Annotated in this window: 23 protein-coding genes and 2 pseudogenes; 9 read left to right on the top strand and 16 right to left on the bottom strand. The window is 54.7% G+C overall.

Annotation, left to right across the window (positions count from 1 at the left end; all coding sequences use genetic code 11):
* Positions 1–134: 134 nt before the first annotated feature.
* Both LT85_RS09790 and LT85_RS25895 read right to left on the bottom strand, forming a co-directional pair.
* On the bottom strand, positions 135–1,013 hold the full coding sequence (locus tag LT85_RS09790; RefSeq protein WP_038488004.1) for a DUF7164 domain-containing protein: 879 nt from the start codon (positions 1,011–1,013) through the stop codon (positions 135–137).
* A gap of 109 nt (positions 1,014–1,122) precedes the next feature.
* Positions 1,123–1,603, bottom strand: a pseudogene (locus LT85_RS25895) (EamA family transporter); the annotation flags it as partial.
* Positions 1,604–1,829: 226 nt separating this feature from the next.
* On the opposite strand from LT85_RS25895, the gene LT85_RS09780 reads away from it, so the two are divergent.
* Positions 1,830–2,624, top strand: a complete 795-nt coding sequence (locus LT85_RS09780) for a substrate-binding domain-containing protein (protein ID WP_081992226.1) — start codon at positions 1,830–1,832, stop codon at positions 2,622–2,624.
* A gap of 31 nt (positions 2,625–2,655) precedes the next feature.
* On the opposite strand, the gene LT85_RS09775 is transcribed toward LT85_RS09780, so the two are convergent.
* From LT85_RS09775 to LT85_RS09735, 9 genes are all read right to left on the bottom strand, one after another.
* A complete protein-coding gene (locus tag LT85_RS09775; RefSeq protein WP_038488001.1) occupies positions 2,656–3,228 on the bottom strand; it encodes a carboxymuconolactone decarboxylase family protein in 573 nt (190 codons plus the stop codon).
* 2 nt (positions 3,229–3,230) lie between these two features.
* Positions 3,231–4,574: an aspartate aminotransferase family protein gene (locus tag LT85_RS09770; RefSeq protein ID WP_038495704.1), complete on the bottom strand. Its 1,344-nt coding sequence runs from the start codon at positions 4,572–4,574 to the stop codon at positions 3,231–3,233.
* Between the two features lie 55 nt (positions 4,575–4,629).
* Positions 4,630–5,205 (bottom strand): GNAT family N-acetyltransferase, encoded by a 576-nt coding sequence (locus LT85_RS09765; RefSeq protein WP_038487998.1) that lies wholly within the window; start codon positions 5,203–5,205, stop codon positions 4,630–4,632.
* Between the two features lie 137 nt (positions 5,206–5,342).
* Positions 5,343–6,002, bottom strand: coding sequence for a methyltransferase family protein (locus LT85_RS09760; RefSeq protein WP_038495701.1), 660 nt, complete (start codon positions 6,000–6,002; stop codon positions 5,343–5,345).
* Between the two features lie 271 nt (positions 6,003–6,273).
* Positions 6,274–7,485, bottom strand: a complete 1,212-nt coding sequence (gltS, locus tag LT85_RS09755; RefSeq protein ID WP_038487995.1) for a sodium/glutamate symporter — start codon at positions 7,483–7,485, stop codon at positions 6,274–6,276.
* A gap of 394 nt (positions 7,486–7,879) precedes the next feature.
* Positions 7,880–8,434: a TetR/AcrR family transcriptional regulator gene (locus LT85_RS09750; RefSeq protein ID WP_038487992.1), complete on the bottom strand. Its 555-nt coding sequence runs from the start codon at positions 8,432–8,434 to the stop codon at positions 7,880–7,882.
* 35 nt (positions 8,435–8,469) lie between these two features.
* Positions 8,470–8,940: a DUF1348 family protein gene (locus tag LT85_RS09745; protein ID WP_038487989.1), complete on the bottom strand. Its 471-nt coding sequence runs from the start codon at positions 8,938–8,940 to the stop codon at positions 8,470–8,472.
* Between the two features lie 172 nt (positions 8,941–9,112).
* Positions 9,113–9,637: a GNAT family N-acetyltransferase gene (locus LT85_RS09740; RefSeq protein WP_038487987.1), complete on the bottom strand. Its 525-nt coding sequence runs from the start codon at positions 9,635–9,637 to the stop codon at positions 9,113–9,115.
* Positions 9,638–9,770: 133 nt separating this feature from the next.
* A complete protein-coding gene (locus tag LT85_RS09735) occupies positions 9,771–10,688 on the bottom strand; it encodes a LysR family transcriptional regulator (RefSeq protein ID WP_038487984.1) in 918 nt (305 codons plus the stop codon).
* A gap of 124 nt (positions 10,689–10,812) precedes the next feature.
* Between LT85_RS09735 and LT85_RS09730 the strand changes: the two genes are divergently transcribed.
* Positions 10,813–12,030 (top strand): MFS transporter, encoded by a 1,218-nt coding sequence (locus LT85_RS09730; protein WP_038487981.1) that lies wholly within the window; start codon positions 10,813–10,815, stop codon positions 12,028–12,030.
* Positions 12,031–12,107: 77 nt separating this feature from the next.
* Here the strand turns inward: LT85_RS09730 and LT85_RS09725 are convergent, their stop codons facing one another.
* Positions 12,108–13,442: a PLP-dependent aminotransferase family protein gene (locus tag LT85_RS09725; protein WP_038487978.1), complete on the bottom strand. Its 1,335-nt coding sequence runs from the start codon at positions 13,440–13,442 to the stop codon at positions 12,108–12,110.
* A 91-nt stretch (positions 13,443–13,533) separates the two neighbouring features.
* Between LT85_RS09725 and LT85_RS09720 the strand changes: the two genes are divergently transcribed.
* From LT85_RS09720 to LT85_RS27115, 3 genes are all read left to right on the top strand, one after another.
* A complete protein-coding gene (locus LT85_RS09720) occupies positions 13,534–14,151 on the top strand; it encodes a DJ-1/PfpI family protein (RefSeq protein ID WP_038487975.1) in 618 nt (205 codons plus the stop codon).
* Positions 14,152–14,379: 228 nt separating this feature from the next.
* Complete coding sequence (locus tag LT85_RS09715) at positions 14,380–14,706, top strand: hypothetical protein (protein WP_038495698.1); 327 nt, start codon at positions 14,380–14,382, stop codon at positions 14,704–14,706.
* Between the two features lie 223 nt (positions 14,707–14,929).
* Complete coding sequence (locus LT85_RS27115) at positions 14,930–15,148, top strand: GDCCVxC domain-containing (seleno)protein (protein WP_081992223.1); 219 nt, start codon at positions 14,930–14,932, stop codon at positions 15,146–15,148.
* Positions 15,149–15,560: 412 nt separating this feature from the next.
* Here LT85_RS27115 and LT85_RS09710 read toward each other — a convergent pair whose 3' ends face one another.
* Positions 15,561–16,343, bottom strand: a complete 783-nt coding sequence (locus LT85_RS09710; protein WP_038487972.1) for an SDR family NAD(P)-dependent oxidoreductase — start codon at positions 16,341–16,343, stop codon at positions 15,561–15,563.
* Between the two features lie 252 nt (positions 16,344–16,595).
* Between LT85_RS09710 and LT85_RS09705 the strand changes: the two genes are divergently transcribed.
* Positions 16,596–16,991, top strand: coding sequence for a helix-turn-helix domain-containing protein (locus LT85_RS09705; protein ID WP_052134994.1), 396 nt, complete (start codon positions 16,596–16,598; stop codon positions 16,989–16,991).
* Positions 16,992–17,023: 32 nt separating this feature from the next.
* On the opposite strand, the pseudogene LT85_RS26890 reads toward LT85_RS09705, so the two are convergent.
* A pseudogene (locus LT85_RS26890) lies at positions 17,024–17,143 on the bottom strand (IS3 family transposase); the annotation flags it as partial.
* A 253-nt stretch (positions 17,144–17,396) separates the two neighbouring features.
* Here LT85_RS26890 and LT85_RS09700 point away from each other — a divergent pair.
* A complete protein-coding gene (locus tag LT85_RS09700; RefSeq protein WP_052134992.1) occupies positions 17,397–18,485 on the top strand; it encodes a YeiH family protein in 1,089 nt (362 codons plus the stop codon).
* A 129-nt stretch (positions 18,486–18,614) separates the two neighbouring features.
* Here LT85_RS09700 and LT85_RS09695 read toward each other — a convergent pair whose 3' ends face one another.
* Positions 18,615–20,381 carry a hypothetical protein gene (locus tag LT85_RS09695; RefSeq protein WP_038487969.1) on the bottom strand — a complete coding sequence of 589 codons (1,767 nt, stop codon included), beginning with the start codon at positions 20,379–20,381 and terminating at the stop codon, positions 18,615–18,617.
* 278 nt (positions 20,382–20,659) lie between these two features.
* Here LT85_RS09695 and LT85_RS25885 point away from each other — a divergent pair, with 278 nt between their 5' ends.
* Both LT85_RS25885 and LT85_RS09690 read left to right on the top strand, forming a co-directional pair.
* Positions 20,660–20,956: a spore coat protein U domain-containing protein gene (locus LT85_RS25885; protein ID WP_367379803.1), complete on the top strand. Its 297-nt coding sequence runs from the start codon at positions 20,660–20,662 to the stop codon at positions 20,954–20,956.
* 280 nt (positions 20,957–21,236) lie between these two features.
* Positions 21,237–21,803 carry a phasin family protein gene (locus tag LT85_RS09690; protein ID WP_038487966.1) on the top strand — a complete coding sequence of 189 codons (567 nt, stop codon included), beginning with the start codon at positions 21,237–21,239 and terminating at the stop codon, positions 21,801–21,803.
* A gap of 312 nt (positions 21,804–22,115) precedes the next feature.
* On the opposite strand, the gene LT85_RS25345 is transcribed toward LT85_RS09690, so the two are convergent.
* Positions 22,116–22,541, bottom strand: coding sequence for a transposase (locus LT85_RS25345; RefSeq protein WP_052134990.1), 426 nt, complete (start codon positions 22,539–22,541; stop codon positions 22,116–22,118).
* Positions 22,542–22,549 lie beyond the last annotated feature (8 nt).

The following is a 22,549-nucleotide window of genomic DNA, read 5'->3' as shown; positions in this document are numbered from 1 at the left end:
GTCGGTGCTTAGCCATCGATATGAACCTGGCTTCCAGCAAGCCTGCGAATTATTGACAGTGAACGATTTCGATTTCGCTGGAAAAAATTATTCCAAGAGTCGATAAAAATTCCGTCATACACCGACCAGTCAACTTATCGAGAGCCAGCTTCCACGCTTGATCTCACGTGATCAACCTCAGACAATGCCAACCAATGACAATAGCCGCCGAGGGTAGCCCGATCGATTTCGTCCAAGGGAATATGCGCGTATTTGCCAGCACGGAAGTCGCGTTTGGACCAATACTCCTCAGTATGCCAGGCATGAATATGCAAAACATCGCTTCCCAATGCGCGGCCGACATGCGGGAAATGGTCCAGAAATCCTATCGAACATTGCTGTGGATAGGTGCGGCGCAACGCCAACTCTCCGGCGTACATGGTAAGAACGTTCTTGCACCATCCCGGCCATTCGCCTTGAAATTCGTGAAATTCCTCGCGCAGCAGTTTCTGGCAATAATCCATCTGAGCAAGAATGAAATTGGAAACAAATTCACTTGGCCCCAGCAACGAAGCACCGACGTTATGCAAGCCGGAATGGGGGAAACCCCAGCGCAGGCTACATTCAGTCAATTTTTTTCGGACTTGTTCGTCATAGGCGTAACCGCCGAATCCAAAACACAATCCGCTCGGCCTGAAATCAACCATTGCAGGGGTCACGAATGTATCGCAATCTGTCTTCAGGATGAATTCGTATTTCTTGCAGATTTCAAGCACAGCTGGCTGACACAGGTTAGCAACGGAATTGATGTAACCATAGCCAGCCCATTCGCTATTGTTATCAGCATATGGCGCACTCGGAATGACCGTGATTTTTTCATCTTTTGGCAGCGCGCCGATCGCATCCGGATGGCACACCGCGATAAGATCGCTGCGCGCAAACAGACCGGAATAAATCATGCTTTTATATAACCAATGAAATTCCTCGATCGTTTCTTTCTTATTGTCGACATACACCACAACGCCTAAATCCATGGCAAATCCTTCAAATTAATCAAATCTGGTGCGTTTGTAACAGCTCTTAGAACAAATATATCAATTGCGCTCAATAGCCAAGAGATTTTAAGTGGAACCGTGACAATTCTTAGTATTTCGCATCAAAGATAGGAATATAGGTCGCCAGTTGTCCCGGCGCCAAAGCCTCCCCGAAAAACAGGAGCGCAACGCCAACCAGCAACACCGGCTCGACATAGCCAAGGATGCCGAGCAAGGCCATTGACAGCAACCGGCTGGCGCCCAGATAACGCCCAGCGCCACCGTGCTCAGTAGCCCCAGGCAAGCTCAAGCGCAAACACCACCACCGGATTGGCGTTGATCTTGCGACGCAAGATAAAGTAAGGCGGATAACCGAGCGCGACCACCAGCGTCGACCAGGCAAAACTACCCGTCATCCACAGCTCATGCAGCACGCCCATCAAAGCGCAGGCGACCGCCAGCCACTGGACGATATCCAACCGCTCCTGATAATAGAAACGACCGACCAGCACCATCGTCAATGGCAGCAGGAAATAACCCGGCGACACTTCCAGCGCACGGCCGTGCAACGGCACCCACAAGAAAATCCAGTCAAAACCATTAAGTTATAGCAGTCTGACAATATTGTGCTTACGGGTCATCGCCAGCGCCATGCCTACCGCCGCCGGTATTTTACTCGCCTCCGGGCCTGTCAGCGCGTCATGAAGGCAACTGACAGGGTTGCTCCCCCAGACAGCGGCCAGTCTTCCGGATAAGATATTCTTACGCAATTATGAAAAAATTCCGCGCGCCGGAATTTAACAACAGGAAGCCGCTATGCGCCGCAAAATGCAATTTTCCCTCTGGCTGGCCGGACTTGTCCTTGGCATTGCCCAGTTTTCCGGGAATGCCCGGGCTGAAGACATCAACGTCATGAACTCCGGCGGCTTTAGCGCTGCCTACAAGGCGCTCGCTCCCGGATTCGAACAAACTACCGGCAATACGCTGACAACGGCCTGGGGGCCATCGATGGGAGCGGCTCCTGAAGCGATTCCCAACCGGCTGGCGCATGGCGAACCGGCCGATGTCGTGATCATGGTCGGTTATGCCCTGGATGATTTGATCAGACAAGGAAAAGTGCTTGCCGACAGCCGCCAGAACTTGGCGGATTCCCGGATTGGCATGGTAGTCAGGGCGGGCTCCACCAAGCCGGACATCAACACAATAGCCGCCCTCCGGCAAACCTTGTTGAACGCCAAGTCCATCGCCTATTCGGACAGCGCCAGCGGCGTCTACATAGAAACCAAGCTATTCAAGCTGCTCGGAATTGAAGACCAGGTCAAACGCAAGGCGCACATGATCCAGAAAACGCCGGTAGCCAGCCTGGTCGCCAAAGGGGAATATGAACTTGGATTCCAGCAGGTCAGCGAACTGTTGCCGGTGAGCGGTGCGGATTTCGTCGGGAAAATCCCGGAGGAAGCGCAAAGCATTACCACCTTTGCCGCCGGCATTCCCATCAACGCCGCGCATCCTGATGCAGCAAGAAGCCTGATTCACTACCTGGCGTCGCCGGCTGCACAGGATGAGATCCGGCGCAGCGGAATGGATTCGCTGTCATCCGCATCAAAGTGACAACCCGGGGATGTAAGCGGCGCAAATCTCCTTACGTACCGGGCGGCTCGGCAAACGGCAGGCTGAGCTGCCCTTCTGCACGCATTTCAAATACATTCAATGTCATCGCCACCAGCCCGTAATAACCAAGCAGGGCCACCAGGTTCACAACCACTTGCAGACCGAAGCGGCTGCAGGCTCGCTCGTAGACAGTAGCGGATACGCGCTTATCCTGATATAGCTCGTTCGCAAAGCGCCAGATCAATTCATCGTCGCCGTCGCTGAAGTGCGGGATGCCGCCAAGACGTATCTGCTCCGCCAGCGTCGGCGACAAACCCGCTTCCAGTGCAATCGGCAGATGGATATACCACTCTGCCTGCGATTGCCAATGCGCAGCCGTCGTCAAAATCGCCAACTCGGACAAGCGCAACGGCAAGCCGCTTTCATAACGGCAGAACGCGCCAAGACGCTGTGCCAGGTCGCCCAGCTGCGGGCTATGGATCCAGGCCACGAACGGGCCATTCAAACTCTTCCTCGGTCCTGCCAGGATGGCATCCAGCAGGGCTCTCTGCTCAGGACTGGCCTGCTCCGGCTCAAACGCCGGCAAACGGCTGGGTTGATGCATTGTCAGCTCCCGGGCGCCGTTGCATAGCCGGTCGCGGCGTCTATCGCCGGCGCCAGGCGATGGACGATTTCATCGATATCGATGGCGTTGCAAATGAATGGCGGCGCCAACAGTACATGGTCGCCCTGCCGGCCATCGATAGTACCGCCCATCGGATACACCAGCAACCCCCTGGCCATGGCTTCCGCTTTGACTTTGGCATGCGTGCGTTGCGCAGGCGCCAGCGGCTGTTTGCTGGCGCGGTCGGCCACCAGTTCGACGCCGACAAACAAGCCGCGGCCGCGAATATCGCCGACATGCGGATGCTCGGCAAAGACTTCGCGCAAGCGCTGTTGCAACTGTTCTCCACGCTGGCGGACATTGGCCAGCAAATTTTCTTCCTGGATGACGGTTTGCACCGCCAGCGCTGCCGCGCAAGCCGTAGCGTGGCCAATATAGGTATGGCCATGCTGGAAAAAGCCGGAACCCTCCACCACGGCGTTGAATATCTTGTCCGAACAGATCATAGCGCCTATCGGCTGATAGCCGGCGCCCAAACCTTTGGCGATGATCACGATATCCGGTTCGACCCGGTCTTCCTCACAGGCAAACAGATATCCGGTGCGACCCATGCCGGACATCACCTCGTCCAGCATCAGCAATACGCCGTATTTGTCGCACACTGCGCGGATTTTCCTGAAGTAGTCGGCCAGCGGCGGCACCGCGCCGGCAGTGGCGCCAACGACGGTTTCGGCGACGAATGTAGCCACCTTATCGCTGCCGATCTCCAGGATTTTCTGCTCAAGCTCATCGGCCAGCCTTTGCACATACTGCGCATCGGACTCACCAGCCAATTGATCGCGATAAGCATAGCAAGGCGCAACGTGATGCGCCGGAATCAGCAAGGGCAAAAATGCTTCGCGACGCCAGGCATTGCCACCGATGGAAAGCGCCGCCAGCGTATTGCCGTGATAGCTCTGACGGCGCGCAATGAAAAACCGGCGCTGCGCCTGCCCTATCTCAACGTAATATTGGCGCGCCAGCTTGAGCCCGGCCTCGACCGCTTCCGAACCGCCGGAGACAAAATAGACATGGTTCAGACTGCCCGGCGCAGACGCCGCCAGCATGCTGGCCAACTCTTCGGCAGCCGCAGTCGTGAAGAACGAGGTATGCGCATACGCCAGCGTATCGACTTGCGCCTTGATCGCGTTGACTACCCGTGGATGACCATGACCCAGGCAAGAAACCGCGGCGCCGCCGCAGGCATCGATATAGCGCTTGCCGCTTTGATCGATCAGTTCGATACCCTCGCCACCGACCGCGACCGGCAAGCTCTGCCGGGGATTTCGATGAAATATATGCGTCATGTGATCCATCCTTGAATCGATTCTCAACGTGCAACAGGCAATCTGACGGTGCGGTCTAAGCTTGCAGGCGTGCTTCCAAATTCATCTTCACCGCAGCCCACTCGTCATCGATGATGCTAAAGCGTACCGAGTTGCGCTTGCGCCCGTCCTGCATGATTCTTTCGTTCCGGATGATGCCCTCTTGCTTAGCGCCGAGCCGCAAAATCGCCGCACGCGATTTGTCATTGATTTCATCGGTTTGGAACTGGACGCGTACGCAGTGCAGTTCTTCGAATGCGTAACGCAGCATGAGATATTTGGCCTCTGTATTGACGAAGCTGCGCTGCCACGATGCTGCAATCCAGGTATGGCCGATTTCCGCTTTGCGGTTGTTGCCGTCGATTTTCCAGAACCGCGTGCAGCCGATAACCTGGCCGCTGGCTTTCATTTCCGTGACAAACGGCAAAACCGTGCTGGCCCGGCATCCATTGAGAGCGGTCTCAATGTAGGTATCGACAGTCAGGGCCGAAGGCACGACTGTAAAAGGAAGATTCCATAACTCGCCGTCCGACGCTGCCGCAACAAGCGCGGCGGCATCGGATTCCTGCAGAAGCCGGAGCTGGATACGAGAACCGATGAGTGGTAAAGGCATTTGTGGCTCGATGACAGGTATTCATAGAGGAGTCGTCAATATACATGAGGCGCAAGTGCCGGCATAGGCGCCACAATTATGCACTCCATCCGGCTCGGCGGTTTGCGATGCCTATCCTCTTGCAGCGATGGCTTGCCTCAATAAAGCCCTGGAATCAGGCGCGCAGTACGGGCGCAGTAGGCGTCGTATTCGGCGCCGAACTGGCTGTGTAGCAGCGCTTCTTCCGCGCGTATACGGGCGATCAACGGCACCAGCAGCAGCACAGCAAGCATTACGCCGACGCCGGAACGAAAGGCCAATGCCCATCCCACTGCATTAATCATCATGCCCAGATAACTGGGATGGCGGATGACGCCGTACATGCCACCCGTCACCAGGCTATGGCCCGGCTGGATCACCACCAGGCCGCTGAAACGCAAGCCAAGTATGAACACCGGCCACAGCCGCAACACGCCGCCGATAACAAAAAGAATCACCCCAAGCCAGCGCATCGTATCGCCGCCAAATGTCAAGATTCCGATCCGGTCGGCATAAGCCGGCAACCAGGCCGACAATACGCCGATCAGAGCGAAGACCGGCAAGACCCAGCGATTGCCGCGATCTTCGCGTTCAACCGAACTCAAATTGCCGCGACTGAAAAGCCCGACGCCAGACATGATGAGAAATACGATAGTAAGGAAGACCAGCGGCGGATGCGAGAAAAAAGCAGAAAAGCCGCCACCGCCGAGAATCGCGAGCCCCAGGTAAGCCAGGGTCGCCACGATGTTGAAGAGAGCCAACCGGTTTGAGACGCGCATGACCGCCTCCCGCATAAGAACTCTCTTGATTATAGTCGCCAGTGACTGGACGGCATTCCCGATTCAACCCGCCTCGGCTAGCTTAGAGGCTGTTGAAAAATCAACCTGGCGTTGTTGCCCTTGCAGGGCGCGCCCGGGCTTGCAAGCCCGGGGCGTTCCGCAGGCAGACGACAGTGTCGTCTGAACCCCCTGCTGCACCCTCCTGGCCGTACTACTCGTACTGTCTTCGTCGGAGCGCCTAGCCATCTGTGTTCGCAACAGCCTGTTAGTGTCAGTTATATATCGGCAACGCCAGGAACAGTTTGATGACAATCGCATTCGCAATATCGATGAAGAATGCGCTCACCATCGGCACCACCAGAAACGCCAGCGGCGAAGGACCGAAGCGGTCTGTCACCGCCTGCATGTTGGCAATCGCGGTCGGTGTCGCGCCCAGGCCAAAGCCGCAGTGACCGGCCGCCAGCACGGCCGCGTCATAGTTCTTGCCCATGATGCGGAACGTCACGAAGACGGCATAAGCCGCCATGGCTGCGGCCTGCACCGCCAGGATCAACAAGACCGGTAACGCCAGCGACGCCAGGTCCCACAGGCGCAAGCTCATCAACGCCATCGCCAGGAACAGGGACAAACTGACATTACCCAGCAACAAGATGGCGCGCTCGAAAATCTTGTAGCCGGCCAGCAGCGACAAGCCGTTACTGAGCAAAACGCCGACGAACAACACACAGACAAAAGTCGGCAATTCAAACGCCGTGCCATTCAATTGGTTGGCAATCAGCGTGCCGGCCGAAAGACTGACCGCGATCAATGCCAGCGCTTCGATGAAGGCTTGCGGCGTGATCAGCTGTTCGGCTTTAGGCTGCTCGAAACTCAACGGCGTTCTGTCGTGATTCGCCGTCGCAGACTCGGCACCCGGCAATTTGACGCGCTTGACCAGAAACCCGGCCACCGGCCCGCCGATCAAGCCACCCAATATCAGGCCGAAAGTGGCGCAGGCAATCGCAATTTCGGTCGCTGCCGCCAAGCCGTGGCGCTCGGAAAACACCCGGCCCCAGGCAGCGCCCGTACCATGACCACCCGATAGCGAAATAGACGCTCCCAGCAAACCGATCAGAGGGTCGAGTCCCATCATCTTTGCCATGCCGATGCCGATTGTGTCCTGCAACACCAGCAAACCCAGCACTACAACCAGGAACAATGCCAGCGTACGGCCGCCGGCTTTCAGGCTGGCAAGATTGGCGTTCAGGCCGATGGTCGCAAAAAAGGCCAGCATCAACGGCCCCTGCAGGCTGCCGTCGAATTGCACCTGAACACTCGAGAAACTACGCAGTGCAAACAACAGCAATGCGATCAGCAAACCGCCCACAACCGGCTCCGGAATGCTGTAGGTCTTCAGCAGCGAAGAAGCCGACACCAGCTTACGACCCAGCAACAGTACCAGCGATGCAGCGACTAATGTTTCCAGGGTGTCCAAGTTAATCATCTATTTCCTTTCGTTTCTTAAACAGGTAACAATGCAAGGCATGCGCGATGCCCGGCCAGACTTCGCCGCCACGAATCTCCGCGCGGGAGAACGTTTTTTGAATTCAGCAATTATTACCAATTGGAAATATTTGAGAATAGCGCATTGCCGCTCGGATCACTTGCGGCAGGACTTATTTCGATACCATGCTGCGCCAGAAGCCAGTCAGAACGCCTGGCAAGCTTACAAACAAGAAACAAAGAAATACGTCAAACGCTCGGTCTGACAATGCAAAAAAATCGCGGCAATGCTGTCATAAAATCAATGGCAAGGCAATATCAAAACAACTAATGCACCATGCCTGGCAAGGGCCTGCACGACGTCGCGCCAGCGAAGCCCGACGATGCACAGGACTTTATATCAGCCGTTGCCTCAAGCGCTGCATGGCAGCCATGAACACGGCTGGACGATCGAAGGCGCGCGCCAGCACCAGCGCACCCTGGATGCCTCCCACCACCTCCTCGGCCAGAGCCGCGGCATTGGCGGCATCTTTGCCAGCGCGCAGCAACGCCGCTTCCAGCGCAGCAACCCATTCGACAAAATAGCTTTTGACCTTCTCGGCAAAACGATCGCGCTCATTGCCAAGCGCGAACACGCCAACCAGACACACTTTCCGACCGGACAGGAAGTAGTGGCCTACTTCGCGGAACATATCGTCGATAGCGCTTGCAGCATCCGCGCCTTGGCGTAACGGCACGAACACATGAGTACGGAACCAGACATCGATTTCACACAGCACGGCCTCGGCCATCTCTTCTTTCCCACCCGGGAAAAAATGATAGATACTGCCCTTGCCCAGCTTGGTCCCCTCGGTGATGCGTGCCAGGCTGGCCCCTTCGAAGCCGTAGACGCGGAACACTTCCGCCAGCATAACCACCACATCACCCCGTTCCGCGATCATTCTTGCCATCTTGCTTCCTGTTCGTTCCTGTCCGTTCCTGTTATTCAAAAGCCCATATCGCTCAGCCCCGGATGGTCCGCCGGCCTTGGCCCGTTCAGGTCCCAATGGAATTTGCGCTCGCTAGCCGGAATCGGCGCTTCATTGATGCTGGCGTGACGCCAGCGCATCAGGCCGTCCTCCGCAAACTCCCAGTTCTCGTTACCGTAGGCGCGATACCACTGACCCGAATCGTCATGGTATTCATAGGCAAAGCGCACCGCAATACGGTTGCCGTCAAATGCCCACAATTCTTTGATCAGGCGGTATTCCAGTTCGCGCGCCCATTTGCGGCTCAACAGCCCGACGATGGCGGCGCGACCCTGGACAAATTCCACGCGGTTGCGCCACCAGCTGTCTTCGGTATAGGCGAGCGCGACTTTTTCCGGGTTGCGTGTGTTCCAGCCGTCTTCGGCCAGACGTACTTTCTGGATTGCGCTGTCGCGGTTGAAGGGCGGGAGAGGTGGTCGTGTGCTCATGTGTGTACCTTATAAAGTTAACGTTGAAATGGCGTACCGAAAATGCGACTCTTTACCGATCGGTACAGTTCGAGTGTAGTCACTGACGCCAGACGAAACAAGGGGAATTCGCAAGAGCTGTACGTCCAGTCAACTGTGCTCTGAATTTACAGTCCGGACTGTATCCCTGCTATTAGCTAACGGGGTGTTGGTTACCCGCCCAGTACAGGAGACTCATCGGTTCTCCCGGAACATCATCCAGACTGCCAATCCGTTTCATAGGCAGCTTTTCGAGTACGCGGATTGATTGGGCATTAATAGGGCGCACGATGGCATAGGCGTCGGACTGGCCATGCTGATCGAAGGCACATCGGAGCGCAGCGCGGCCTACCTCTGTTGCATAACCCATGCCCCAGGCTTCCGGCGCAAAGCGATAACCCAGGTTCAGCCTCTCATCTTCAATGTACTTGCGAAACGCAACACCGCCAAAACCGATGACTTTCTCAGGCTCATGCAAGGTTGCAATCGCCCATTGACCGAAGCCATGTTGCTCCCAATGCGCCATCCATCCGCCGAGAACAGACCTGGACTTTTCTATGTCGGGGTGAGGACCAAAGGGGTTATACAGATTGGTCAGCGGATCGCCATAGATATCGAAGAGCCGCCGGTCATCGGCCTTGGTGGGTGGTCTGAGCAGGAGTCGTGTGGTTTCAAGCATGAGAGTGAATTGATGGCTAACGCGTTGCAATATGCACTTTGCAAAATCCGACCAGCCGCTCCGAGATTGACGAGCCGACTCTGTCGATCACCGTAAAAACCGGTTGATTCTAGCTCACATCGTGGACCGGCATTTACTCTCGCTGCTGCAAATCCGGATCGCCTTCAAACAGCGAATTAATCCAACTGGCGAATACCTTGACCTTTGGAGACGCCATACGGCCTTGCGGGTAAAGCAGGGAGATGGGCATGGCAGTTGGAGGCCACTCTCCCAATACTTCGACAAGCGCCCCGCTCTTCAAGTGCTCGCGCACCTGGTACGCGCCTGATTGCGCCAATCCCAGGCCCTGTAGTGCGCAACAAACGTTAGCGTCAGCATCATTGACTGCGACCGGCCCGCTTATCTCAACTTTCACCACTTTTTGGTCTGTCACGAACTCCCAATCGAAAGCACGCCCCGTTCTTCCCGAAAAGTGAACAATGCTTTGATGGAACTGGAGATCCGAAATACTGGTTGGCGTACCGTATTTCGCCAGGTACGACGGCGCTGCGCAGGTCACAAAGCGCATGTTGCCTACTTGACGCCCAATCAATGAAGAGTCCTGCAGCCGTCCGACACGCAGTGCGCAATCGATACCCTCCTGCATGATATCGACAAGCCGGTCAGTCAAGCTGATAGTCAGCTCCACCTCAGGATACATGGCATGAAAGTCTGCGATATGCGGCAGAATCAAGTTTCGCCCGACCGTGCCAGGCAGATCGACCCGCAGTTTTCCTTTCGGCGCTTTCGAATCTGGCCCAAGAAACAACAGCTCGGACTCCTCTATGGCGCCAAGTATCTCAACACATTTTTTGAAATACTCCGCCCCGTCGGGCGTCAATGACAGGCGGCGGGTAGTCCGCTGCAGCAATTGCGTACCGAGGAAGGCCTCCAGGTTTTTCATGGTCGCCGTCAGCGACGCACGCGGCAAATCCAATGTTTCGGCAGCTTTCGAGAAGCTGTTTGCTTCTACGATACGTACAAAAGTCTGCATGGCTTTCACTTTGTCCACATCGCCTCCGTATCGATTGTTCACTTAATATGAAATGTATAGGAGGATTATGCACTAATTATCTTTCAACGCGTTTTACCTACAATGACCTCGGTCGATGTATTCAACGTCTGAGGAATTCAACATGAGCAAAAATGCCAGTCACGAACCCGATATTTCACCACGCATGGTCCTCTTGCTGGCGATTGCTTCGGGTCTTATCGTTGCAAACCTGTATTACGCACAAACCCTTGTCGGGCCAATCAGCAGCGCAACCGGCTTATCGGCAGAAGCCGCCGGCTTGATTGTGACGCTGACGCAGATTGGTTACACGATCGGCCTGCTGTTCATCGTCCCCCTGGGCGATTTGCTGGAAAACCGCCGGCTCATTTTTAGCGCTCTCGTGTTTACGTCTGTTGCGTTGATGGTCGCTGCGTTCAGCACCAGCGCTTGGATGTTCCTGGCTGCCGCGCTCGCAATCGGCCTGGGATCCGTTGCCGCCCAGATCCTTGTACCGTTCGCAGCGCACTTGTCTAAAGAGTCAACCCGTGGACAGACCGTTGGCAAGGTCGTCAGCGGGCTGCTGCTGGGGATCATGCTGGCGCGCCCGGTCGCGTCCCTGGTCGCCGACCATACCAGCTGGCACGTGGTATTTGGCGGCGCATCAGTGATCATCATCGCTCTCGCAGTTCTGCTACGCAGCAAACTACCGATGAGAGTGCCAGCTTCCCCAATGCCTTATCACAAACTCATGGGCTCGCTGTGGACGCTATTCACCACCACCCCGGTACTTCGTCGCCGCGCCGCATATCACGCTGGCCTGTTCGGTTCATTCAGCCTGTTCTGGACTGTCACCCCTATGATGTTGGCCGGCCCTGAATTCCATCTTTCTCAAACCGGCATTGCCATCTTCGCACTGGTGGGAATGGCCGGCGCCGTGGCCTCGCCGATCGCTGGCCGGCTGGCAGACGCTGGCCATACGCTGGTGGCAACCGCCATCGCGCTGGGCCTGGGCATCACAGGCTTCGTCCTTCCGATGTATGCGCCGGATTCCCGCACTATTGCACTCGCATTGCTGGTGATCGCGTCGATTGTCCTGGACATGGGCGTTGCGGCAAATCTCGTGCTGGGCCAACGTGCGATCTTTAGCTTGGGCGCGGAGCTGCGCAGCCGCCTCAATGGTATCTATTTCGCCTTGTTCTTCGCAGGCGGCGCGCTCGGTTCCGCGCTGGGCGGCTGGGTATTTGCGGCTTACGGCTGGCATGCCGCACTGCTGACTGGCATGGCATTTCCCGGCATCGCGCTGCTGTACTGGGCAGGCGAGTACTTTGAACATGTACTTGATCGCCGCGAACCAGCGTAACTACCGCCGGCAAAGGGTGCCCCGACTGGAAGGCTGGGCATCCTTTTTTAAATACTGTCTCCCGGCCGTTAAGTGGCTCAGTAAGCGTAATCGCCGATGATCTTTTTGACTTTTTCAAGCGCCACTTTGAGCGTATCCACATCTACCGACCCGAGTGCGAGACGGATCGCATGCGGAACATGCTCGGAGGTTGCAAAAGGCTCTGCGGTCGATACCGAGACATTCTCGTGCAAGAGCGCCATCGCCACCTGATCGGCCCTCGCCTCATCCGGCAAGGGAAGCCAGAGAAAATAAGATGCGGGATGGCCGACATAGTGCAAGCCACGCAGAGCTTCCCGGGCTATCGATTGCCTGCACATTGCATCGCTGCGCTTCTCTGCTTCTAGACGGGTGACGGTGCCATCTTCGAGCCAGCCACAGGCGATCGCGGTCATGACGCTGGGTGTATTCCAGGTTGTAGCCCTGATTGCGCGCTCAATCATGGGCACCCATTGCGGTGGAACGGCGACAAACCCAACCCGCAGCCCGGTAGCAATACTCTTGGAGAGTCCGGATATGTACACGGTCGTTTCTGGCGCCAGCGCTGCCAGAGGAGCCGGCGCATCTTCTGCAAGGAAAGCATATGCCGCGTCCTCGATAATGAGCAGCCCGTGTTGGCGCGCAATCGATACCAGCTTTTTTCGCTGGCCGATGCGCATCACCCATCCCATTGGGTTGTGTAGCGTCGGCATCGTATACACGGCACGTACGCGACGGTTCCGGCACAATTGGTCAAGCGCATCCAGATCAGGGCCGTCCCCTGACGACGGAATGGCCACGAGTTCCAAGCGATGCGCTTCGGCGAGCACTTTGAAACCCGGATAGGTCAATGCATCGGTTGCGACAACGTCGCCCGGATGCAGTAGCGTCATGACCGTTGCAGCCAAACCATGCTGCGCGCCGCTCACGATCAAGATCCGCTCAGCTTCGACCGATAGTCCCCGGCATTCAAGATGACGCGCCACGATGGCGCGCTCATGCTGGCGTCCGGCATGCGGCTGGTAGCGCAGCAGCGCCTCCAGGTCGCCAGAAGAGGCGAGCTGACGGAGGGCATCGCTTAGCAGCCTGGTCTGGCCAGGCAGCGACGGATAGTTGAAATTGAGATCGATCATGCCGGCCGCAGCCGCATGCTGGTCGATGCCTTGACCTGGAGGCAGCGCAGTTTCTCTGACAAATGTTCCCCGGCCGGTTTCCCCACTGACCAAACCCATCGCCTCTAACTCTGCATAGACTCTGGAGGCAGTGACCAGAGCCAATCCTTCTTTCGCGGCGAGCTGCCGGTGCGTAGGCAAACGCGTACCAGGCGTCAAAACGCCGGCGCGGATATCTGCGGCAAATACATCAACCAAGCGTTTGTATCGAGCGTGCGCCATGCGTTATGTATCCATGACAATAATTTGATTGTACTGATTGTCGGGCATACCATGCGTTAGCGCAATCGAACTTGAACAGGAAAACGACATCATGCATATCACCATCCTCACCTTCGATGGTTTCAACGAACTCGACTCCCTCATTGCCCTCGGCGTGCTCAACCGCATAAAAAAGCCGGACTGGCGCGTATCCATCGCCAGCCCCGCCAAGCGAGTGCAATCGATGAACGGCGTGGTCATCGAAGCGCATGCATCTCTTGACGAGGCAAGACATGCGGATGCAGTCATCATTGGCAGCGGCATGCAAACGCGGGAAATCGTTGCAAACGCTTCCATCATGGCGCAATTGCAGCTGGATCCTTCCCGGCAGCTACTGGGGGCGCAATGTTCCGGCACGCTCGTGCTAGCCAAGCTTGGGCTGCTCAATGGCGTTCCTGCATGCACCGACCTGACGACCAAGCCGTGGGTTCAGGATGCCGGCATCGAGGTATTGAATCAGCCCTTTTTCTCCAAAGGTAATGTCGCCACTGCCGGCGGTTGCCTGGCGTCTCTCTATCTTGCTGCTTGGGTGATTGCTCGCTTGGAGGGCATCGACGCAGCGCAAAGTGCAGTACATTACGTTGCGCCGGTCGGAGAGAAAGAAGAATACGTATCGCGTGCGATGAAAAATATCAGTCCGTTCTTGCTTGATACTGCTCTCACAGCTTGAGAAAAGCGAGATATATGGAACAGCAAATCTGCTTTGGGCCGGATAGCCGGGAAAGCGATATGACCGTGCAAGGGAGCCGATTTCAGATACAAGCAACAATTCGATACACTTGATACACATGATCGGTTATCAAACTGGCCGTCTTAAGGTGTAATGAAAGCCTGGCATCAACCATCGGTGCCTTCATCATTCAACCCAGAGGAGGTTTTCATGGTTAACACAAAAAAAATGACCAAGGTTGCAGGCGCAATAACGTTGCTGGCCTTCGGTGCAATGTTTGCGACAAGCAGCTTCGCCGAAACCACCTGGCAAAAAAATCATCCACGGCGCACCGAAGTCAATCATCGCCTGGCAAACCAGAATGCGCGTATCCATCAGGAAGTAAAAAGCGGACAAATAACCGGCGCGCAAGCAGCGGGCTTGCACAAAGAGGATCACCAGGTCAGACAGGAAGAGCGCAGCATGGCATCGCAGGACGGCGGCCATATCACCAAGCAAGAACGAAAAACACTGAATCAGCAGGAAAATGGCATCAGCCAGCAAATCGGCAAATAAACAGACAGGCCTCACCTCCTCAGGCTGCCGGAGAGTGCGTATCGTTCTTGAAAGATGCGCACTCTCCGGCGGCCTTGATTTACTTCAATCCCGATGTCTTTACGTTAAATAATATTCGCGCACTGCCGCCTAGTACATAAGCTCATGGCAGGATGATTCCAGCACGCCTCTTCGTCTCCTGCTACTCTTAATATCCGTCAATCACTAAAAAAGTGACGTAGCGATGAGCGCCATCGTTCTCGAATCCATACTAACCTGTCCGCACTGTGGCTTCGCAAAGCAGGAAACCATGCCCATGGATGCCTGCCAGTTCTACTACGAGTGCAGCAACTGCAAGGCTCTGCTTCGCCCCAATGCGGGCGACTGCTGCGTATTCTGTTCGTTCGGCTCTGTGAAATGCCCGCCGATCCAGCAGCAACGCGACTGTTGTGCGCGCAGCTGAAACACGCATAGTTCGATATCTGGCGTTGTACCCTTCTAAAAAACTGCGCCAAAATGCGTCGCTTTCTTGCGCAGCATTTCCGTTCTTCCCAGGCTGGCTTTCGCTAAGCGAATCTAATCAGGACGGCGTAAGATGTGATCTCAAGTAGTACGAGATTGGGTATATATGAAGTCGGTACTTTGGAGCGCTATCGTTGTTACGTTGATCGCTACAGCGGCGGTTTGTTCTTATATTGAATATCAATCCGGCGACCTCCATAACAATAGCGCGTCTATACTTTGGGACAGACCGGATTGAGACTTACCCAACCCTGCAAACCGATCAGTTAATGTTGAAAACCAGCGAGCGCAGGCCACGCATAAATATTCTTTGTTTTGGTGTCGCTGGAAAACCTAACCCTCTCCCCTCCGCATCATCGGCAGCCGTAGCCAGCCTCAATCACCAGCTCCGTCCCGCTGACAAACCGGCTCGCATCCGACGCCAGATACAGAATCCCCGCCGCCACATCCGTCGCTGAACCCCGGCCCGTCAGCATCTGCACTTCCGCCAGATCAACCAGCCTCTGCGTCAGGTCGCCCTGCTTGCGCAAAGCCTCCACCTGCGCCGGTGGCCGTGAAAACCCCGGATGGATCGTATTGACCCGGATATTGCGCGCCGCATAGCGCATCGCATTCATGTTGGCCATCCGCAGCGCCGCCTTCGCCGCATGGTCCGCCGCTTCATGCCGCTCATCCTCCAGCGCACACAAGGACAGCACATTGACGATAGAACCGCCACCGGCCCGCTCCATCGCCGCGATCACATGCTTGGTGCACAAAATGCTGCCATTGACGTTGGCCGACATGGCCTTCTCCCACTGCGCCAGCGAGAGTCCCTGCGCCGACGGATTGTCCGCATCGATGCCGGCGCTGTTGACCAGAATATCGATACGGCCGAAATGGCCCTCCACCGCCCCCATCACTCGCCGCACCGCGTTGCTGTCACTGACATCAAGCGACCAGAACCTGGCTCGGCCCTGAGCGCTGCCAAGCAACCAGGCGACGACCTGGCCCTCCTGCTCGCGCACGTCCAGGATAGCCAATCGGGCGCCGGCGGTGGAGAGAGCGCAGGCGATGTGGAGCGCGATGCCGCGTGCAGCGCCTGTGACCAGGGCGACTTTGTTTTTGAGGGAGAAGTAGGCGTTGAGTTGGTTCATGGGGCCTCGTTACTTGGGATGCACCTAGAAAAACATTACGTCGCCTAGGCCGATAAGGACTAATAGATGTGCGAGTTGCTTCTTTATTTCTCAGTGAGTTGATAATCATTAAACAACCTTCTGAGACTATAGCCATCTTGATGTACCCATGTCAACGGAAATTGAACAAAATGAGTTGATAGCCACCCTGATCTGGCCTTACGAATTCCATGTCTATAGTCAACCATTCCGGTTGTCATAGAGGAATATCGAATGCCCACTAAAGAAGAACTTGTCAATAAGAAGATTGGCAAAACAATCGCTAAGAAGCGGAAAATCGCTGGCTTCTCTCAAGAAGAAGTGGCAGAACACTTGGGACTAGGCAACGAAGCGGTTTCGCGCATTGAACGCGGCGTAGTAGCACCGAGCGTATACAGGCTCTACGAGTTTGCAGACATGTTTGAATGTGGAATTGAAACGTTTCTTATCGAGGGAAGTCGCCGCCCAACAGATCAGGTTGAATATATGACTCAGTTACTGTCGAAGCTATCATCGGCAGATCGCCAGTTGATTATTGCAACTATGGAAAGGTTCGCAAAGCGCCTTGCTAGGAAGGGCGTTAATAATACTCAGAGAGAGGAATCTGACGATTCGCAGTTCTTACTGTAGCTACCAGTCATGAACCGATGTGCCGGTATTCAGTTGTACCGATGCATCGGATAGTGACTGATGCCCTGACATGCTTGCTGTGCTGTCTTGTAACCCACATTCGCCTCCCCCTCCGATTTCAGGCTCCTGAACAATCTTTCCATCGATGAATTGACGCCCCTATGGCTGGAAATCATTGACGACCGTGTCGGCAACAAGGCAACGATCATCACTAGCCAATTCCCCTCCTGCCTTCTGGCCTTTACACACTTGATCACACTGGTATGTCGCTGTAAGTAGCTGTGCGGTTACGGTGCGCCTTGTCCACAACGGCGTCCGGTGGATTGGCTTCCTACCTGCAAAACAGGTTAATCAGAGTCAAAATATGCGTTGGACTGAGTAGATGAATATTGAGATATTGAGCACATGGAAAATGCTAAATCTCAGATTCAACCCGTACTATCTCGAAAAACCAGCGAGTCGCTCATTCCCGGAGTACTGCTTTGTCTTGGCGTTACAGCTATTGCAATGGCCCTGCAATCGGCGGAGGAGATGTTTATGGGCCGGGCGTGGCTGGAATCGCTCGTACTCGCCATCCTCCTTGGCACTTGCATCCGTAGCTTTTGGGCACCCGGTGCGCGGTGGCTGGCAGGTATCAAGTTCAGCTCCAAAACACTGCTGGAAATTGCTGTTGTCCTGCTAGGCGTCAATGTAAGCGCTCGAATGATCTCGGACGCGGGAGGAAGTCTGCTATTCGGGATTATTGCCGTTGTCTTTCTCTCTATCCTGATTAGCTATGGATTTGGCCGCGCATTTGGACTTCCGCACAAGATGGCTGTACTCATTGCTTGCGGCAATTCGATTTGCGGCAACTCCGCAATTGCGGCTGTTGCGCCAATCATCGATGCGCATAATGATGATGTTGCCGGGGCGATTGCTTTCACAGCAGTGCTGGGAGTTGCAGTTGTCCTGGGGCTGCCTATGCTCGCCCAGGCCTTCCAAATGAAGCCTACAGCTTTCGGTGTTTTGGCCGGCTTGACTGTCTATGCCGTGCCACAGGTGCTGGCGGCGACCGCACCAATCAGTTCTGTGTCTGCCCAGATCGGCACACTTGTGAAATTAGTGCGCGTGTTGATGCTTGGCCCGGTTGTGCTGATGCTATCAGTACTGGCAGCTCGCGGTCGCCGGAAGACTGAGAGCCTGTCCAGCGTCTCCTTCGTAAAACCGGGCAAGGCGCCTCGACTCGGCGACCTGGTGCCATGGTTCATCGTTGGCTTCATTGTGATGATCGGGTTGCGCTCAGCAAACGCAATTCCTCACGCGCTCCTGCTGCCAATCGGCCATATTTCGAACTGGCTGACAGTCATATCTATGGCAGCGCTGGGACTCGGTGTGGACGTGCGACAACTGGCCAGAGCAGGCCTGAGCGTTACGACGGTGGTGACCCTGTCACTCCTCGCATTGGGTTGTATCGCCTGGGTATTGATTCAAACCCTCGGTTTGAATGCGATTTGACTCTACTCAATTCTCGTTTGTTGAAATTTTCAGAAAACCGTGCAGGCGAAATATAACCAAGGCGAGAGGGGCATGTCCGGCGAACGCTTCACGAATGCGATTACTAACCATGAAATTCTGACCACACAATTAGTGGACTGTAAATATTCCTTGAATCCCCTGACCGTTTACCGCCGGTTGATTGGATCCACCGACCATTATCGAAAAACCTGTCACCGCACCGCTTTCCTGACTTTGAATCGCCAGGTTCGAAACAACCAGCTTCAAGTTGAATGTGCCGGTGATATTTTGCAAGCTGGGGGTTGCTTGTCCAGAACTGCTTGACTGCGCCTGAACGGCAGCAAAAATGCGCTGCAGTATATTGCCGACACTGAACGTCAGCTCATTGTTTGCGATGGACACGAACTGCTTGGCGGTCACATTAGGCAGCGTCATGTTGGCGCCGACGCCGTGACTGGTTCTACTATAGATATACAGTTTGGCGCCTGCCGGCACCGATATGGACAATTGCTGATTGCTATCGACCGTCACGTCAGCCTGATCCAATATGAATTGCAGCACTCGTCCGCTATTGCCGGTATCCGTCAATTCTGCACCCAGGCTTATCCTGGTTGTCATCGCGCCGCTACCGTTTTTCGGAATAGGCGCGCCATTCACGATAAACCCTAGACTGATCGTATCAATCAGCGACGGCTTCTGGGTCAAGGTCACACCGCTCATGAATTGACTCAGTGTGTAGCTATTGCCGTCCAGCTTGATGCTGTCGTTTTGAATCGCCAGATAGTTAGAGGGTTGGGACCAACTGGATACGGTGACGGACGGCACCGGGATACCGGCTCTGCCGGCTTGCACCGACGTATCCAGCAACACGGCCGCACCTGCCGCCGCTGCATTGGCCGAGGACGTGCCGACCAGTTGCGCCAGATCGGCATTCAGGTTCGTCAGATCGACTTTATTCTGGTTGCTAGTGGTCAGCAAAGCCGCGAGCTGAAACGTCGCGTTAGCGATTGTGGGATTCGACTGTAGAGACTTGGTCAGATCAGCTAACGCCGCATCGGATGACTGGGCCAGAGTTGTTGCCTCAGTGGCGACAGCGCCCGAAATGAGCGCAGACACACTGACTGGGCTATATGCGCCGATGCTGTCTTTGACTCCATCCAACACCGGATTTGCGGTTGTCGCGATATTCGTTACCGACTGCAGGACGATTCCCGATGCCAGCAAAGGACTGACGCTACCACTGCCGTCAATAAGCTGGGATGAAGAGCTGGCCGTCAATGTTGTGACTACGGCTTTGCCCACCTCGCTATAAATGGCCTGTATCGCTGATGGACTGGTGTTTTGAGCCAGACTCCCCAACGTATCAGCCACTTGCTGGATAATCTGTTGCATTGCCAAGGTTGATTTCAAAAGGTTCGCGTTCAGCGGCCCGCCATTGGCATTTTTAGCGGCAGGATCGATACGAGTTACGTCTGTACCGGCCGGCAACCCTAAGGCACTAGCCACTTGGATGGCAGTCAAGCCACCATTCGCCATCAAACTGGTGAGCGGCGTCACCACGACACTACCGAAGGGAGCCGTGAGGAGCCCCCTGAACGATAAGCCGGTGTCGATGCTGGTGCCGCCGCTGACAACCATTGGGCTCGCACACGCCGGCGAAAACGTGAAATTCCCTTGCATGTCTGTGATCGCAGTGACCTCGCCGGCATCAGCCACGCCATTGTTGTTCGTGTCGCACAGGACCGATGCAGCACCCAAATAACCGTCCACCGCCTTGCCAGCAGCTGTCGCGACGGGCACTGGCGCCGGTGACACTGAACCTTCGTCGCCACCTCCACATGCAGCCAGAACCAAAACAATCACAAGCGACAGCGAAATATTTTTCTTATCGCGCATCTTATTGCTCCAATGTTTGGCGGGACCAACATCTGTCGGCGGACGGAAGTGACCAAATGGCGACGTAAATCATTGGCATGGCCAGTAATCCCGATAGTCAGGTCAAGCACTTTGCAATCATTGCATTTTAGATGCCATGATTTCCATTAGACAAGATATGCAACGCTTCGGATTATCGCTAGCTGTCAAAATTACGAGGCGGTGCTGACGGGTGTTGGAACAGTCGTCCGTAGCCATGTCTGCCCTCTAAATGAAGGCGACAAACATTTCCGGAATTGATGGACATGGGAGGGAAACCTACCGTCGAGATGCTAAAACACACCGCAAAAATACGATGTAAATGGCATATTCATAGGCCACTCCTCCGGTGGCGGTTTCCCAGCCTACCTCAACTATGGCCTGTTTTCCGATTCCGGCATACGGTAACCTGGGGCAATACCGCTGCGACAGCGCCTTCCGGAGTGACTGCCACCGGCACGCCCACTTCGATCGCTATTTACGCCAGCATTCCGGCCGCCCAGTCCCAACCTGCGGCTACCTATACCGATGCCGTCGTCGCCACAGTGACTTTTTAGGTACCGTGTTTGTTTCGCCATTCCTGACCAGTGGCGTGCAATACCGGTTGTAACCTTTTGCGGACAGGTACAAGTCCAGTCCAATTATTCCATTGCAAGCATAAATTTCAATTTATGAAATTTATATTAACCCAAGGAAATATTGACTTACAATTAAATTGCTGTGCCGCACAATATCCTATGGACTAGCGATACTTTGTGGTCAACAGCAAGCTCTTAACAATTTTTACCGTCTTTCCCATGCCATCTTTTTCACAAATTGCCCCTTTAAGGAGAAGTTATGTCTACCGTTGCAGAGCAGTTTTCAGCCGCCACTAAAGCAAATTTTGAAGCTAATCTCGCGTCGTATGCCGATTTCACAGCCAAAGTATTTGCTGGCATGGAAAAGCTGACAGACCTCAATCTGAGCATCGCTAAAGCGTCACTAAAAGAGTCAACCGACATTACCCAAAAATTGTTTTCCGCCAAAGATCCGCAGGAATTTTTCTCGTTGAGTGCCGCACTGGCTCAGCCGAACACCGAAAGAAGCGTAGCTTACAGCCGTCATTTCGCCAGCATCGTTTCTGATACACGTGCTGCGCTGATTAAAGTCACCGAAGCTCAAATTGCAGAGGCCAGGCAAAAGGTCATCAAGTTCGTTGATCAGGTGACGGAAAATATGCCATCGGGTACAGAAAGTACGTTTGCTTTTTTCAAAACGGCGATCAGCAACACCAATGCCGGCTATGAACAGCTATCCAAGAGCGCCACACAAGCCGTTGAGGCCATCGAAAGTAATGCCGCCGGCGTTGTCGACCATCTGTCGCAAGCTACAACCCATGGCGCTACACGCTCAGTAAAGAAGTAAACTTAGCGACCATCAATGCCACAGCATTTGAAGATCGAAATCGTGATGAGTGTTTGATCTTCACTATTCGTGCTGAAAACTTCCAATCTGTAAGGCAACCGACAAAGAAGAGTTTGACCGGATGATGGCAGCCCGGGATCAATTTAAGCATTAAACTGCAGCGATAACGGCACACTATGTCCGGCATCGTCGCGGCAAATTGGTGATCCCGATTAAGTGAATTATGGAGCCTGGAAAAACAAAACGCCCCGATTAACAGGGCGTTTTATTTAGTTCTTAATGTACTTTACCGATTATGACTCGCTCCCTAAATTAGTACGGAATCGATATTTTAGGGTCAGGATTACGCCGATGCTGGTGCACACTGTCTCCTCGCCGAACAAGCACGCTATATCTATCCCGCTGATCTTTTCGAGCTGACTTCTGCACCAACTGACAAATCATTTCATCCCCATATGCAGCAATTGTCTGCATTAACGCCTGTAATTCCGGCGCACTATGCAAATCCTCTACTAAACGGCGCCAGACGCCACTTACATTCCATCGCTTGAAGCGGATGTAAACAGTATTCCATTTCCCGAATCTAGCAGGTAATTTATTCCACGCACGCTGCTCAGTCACTCGCCATAGTACTGCATCGATAAATAGGCGATTGTCACGGCCATTGACCCCACAGTCACCCTCTTTGCCCAGCAACAACGGTTCCAATTTTTCCCACTGTACGTCTTGAAGAATCATGATAAGTT

The sequence above is a fragment of the Collimonas arenae genome (assembly GCF_000786695.1).
Taxonomy (GTDB): Bacteria; Pseudomonadota; Gammaproteobacteria; order Burkholderiales; family Burkholderiaceae_D; genus Collimonas; species Collimonas arenae_A.
The sequence above is the reverse complement of the archived record's forward strand: the minus strand, read 5'-3'. Positions and strand labels throughout refer to the sequence as shown.

Bases quoted from the DNA above. Each gene is read 5' to 3' on its own strand.
- LT85_RS09700 (WP_052134992.1), top strand. From the start codon at position 17,397: ATGGAAAATGCTAAATCTCAGATTCAACCCGTACTATCTCGAAAAACC.
- LT85_RS09740 (WP_038487987.1), bottom strand. From the start codon at position 9,637: ATGCTTGAAACCACACGACTCCTGCTCAGACCACCCACCAAGGCCGAT.
- LT85_RS09775 (WP_038488001.1), bottom strand. From the start codon at position 3,228: ATGCATCAACCCAGCCGTTTGCCGGCGTTTGAGCCGGAGCAGGCCAGT.
- LT85_RS09690 (WP_038487966.1), top strand. From the start codon at position 21,237: ATGTCTACCGTTGCAGAGCAGTTTTCAGCCGCCACTAAAGCAAATTTT.
- LT85_RS09760 (WP_038495701.1), bottom strand. From the start codon at position 6,002: ATGCGCGTCTCAAACCGGTTGGCTCTCTTCAACATCGTGGCGACCCTG.
- LT85_RS09720 (WP_038487975.1), top strand. From the start codon at position 13,534: ATGCATATCACCATCCTCACCTTCGATGGTTTCAACGAACTCGACTCC.
- LT85_RS09765 (WP_038487998.1), bottom strand. From the start codon at position 5,205: ATGCCTTTACCACTCATCGGTTCTCGTATCCAGCTCCGGCTTCTGCAG.
- LT85_RS09705 (WP_052134994.1), top strand. From the start codon at position 16,596: ATGCCCACTAAAGAAGAACTTGTCAATAAGAAGATTGGCAAAACAATC.
- LT85_RS09730 (WP_038487981.1), top strand. From the start codon at position 10,813: ATGAGCAAAAATGCCAGTCACGAACCCGATATTTCACCACGCATGGTC.
- LT85_RS09725 (WP_038487978.1), bottom strand. From the start codon at position 13,442: ATGGCGCACGCTCGATACAAACGCTTGGTTGATGTATTTGCCGCAGAT.
- LT85_RS09715 (WP_038495698.1), top strand. From the start codon at position 14,380: ATGACCAAGGTTGCAGGCGCAATAACGTTGCTGGCCTTCGGTGCAATG.
- LT85_RS25885 (WP_367379803.1), top strand. From the start codon at position 20,660: ATGGACATGGGAGGGAAACCTACCGTCGAGATGCTAAAACACACCGCA.
- LT85_RS09770 (WP_038495704.1), bottom strand. From the start codon at position 4,574: ATGACGCATATATTTCATCGAAATCCCCGGCAGAGCTTGCCGGTCGCG.
- LT85_RS09780 (WP_081992226.1), top strand. From the start codon at position 1,830: ATGCGCCGCAAAATGCAATTTTCCCTCTGGCTGGCCGGACTTGTCCTT.
- LT85_RS09695 (WP_038487969.1), bottom strand. From the start codon at position 20,381: ATGCGCGATAAGAAAAATATTTCGCTGTCGCTTGTGATTGTTTTGGTT.
- LT85_RS09745 (WP_038487989.1), bottom strand. From the start codon at position 8,940: ATGAGCACACGACCACCTCTCCCGCCCTTCAACCGCGACAGCGCAATC.
- LT85_RS09710 (WP_038487972.1), bottom strand. From the start codon at position 16,343: ATGAACCAACTCAACGCCTACTTCTCCCTCAAAAACAAAGTCGCCCTG.
- LT85_RS09750 (WP_038487992.1), bottom strand. From the start codon at position 8,434: ATGGCAAGAATGATCGCGGAACGGGGTGATGTGGTGGTTATGCTGGCG.
- LT85_RS09790 (WP_038488004.1), bottom strand. From the start codon at position 1,013: ATGGATTTAGGCGTTGTGGTGTATGTCGACAATAAGAAAGAAACGATC.
- LT85_RS27115 (WP_081992223.1), top strand. From the start codon at position 14,930: ATGAGCGCCATCGTTCTCGAATCCATACTAACCTGTCCGCACTGTGGC.
- LT85_RS25345 (WP_052134990.1), bottom strand. From the start codon at position 22,541: ATGATTCTTCAAGACGTACAGTGGGAAAAATTGGAACCGTTGTTGCTG.
- gltS (WP_038487995.1), bottom strand. From the start codon at position 7,485: ATGATTAACTTGGACACCCTGGAAACATTAGTCGCTGCATCGCTGGTA.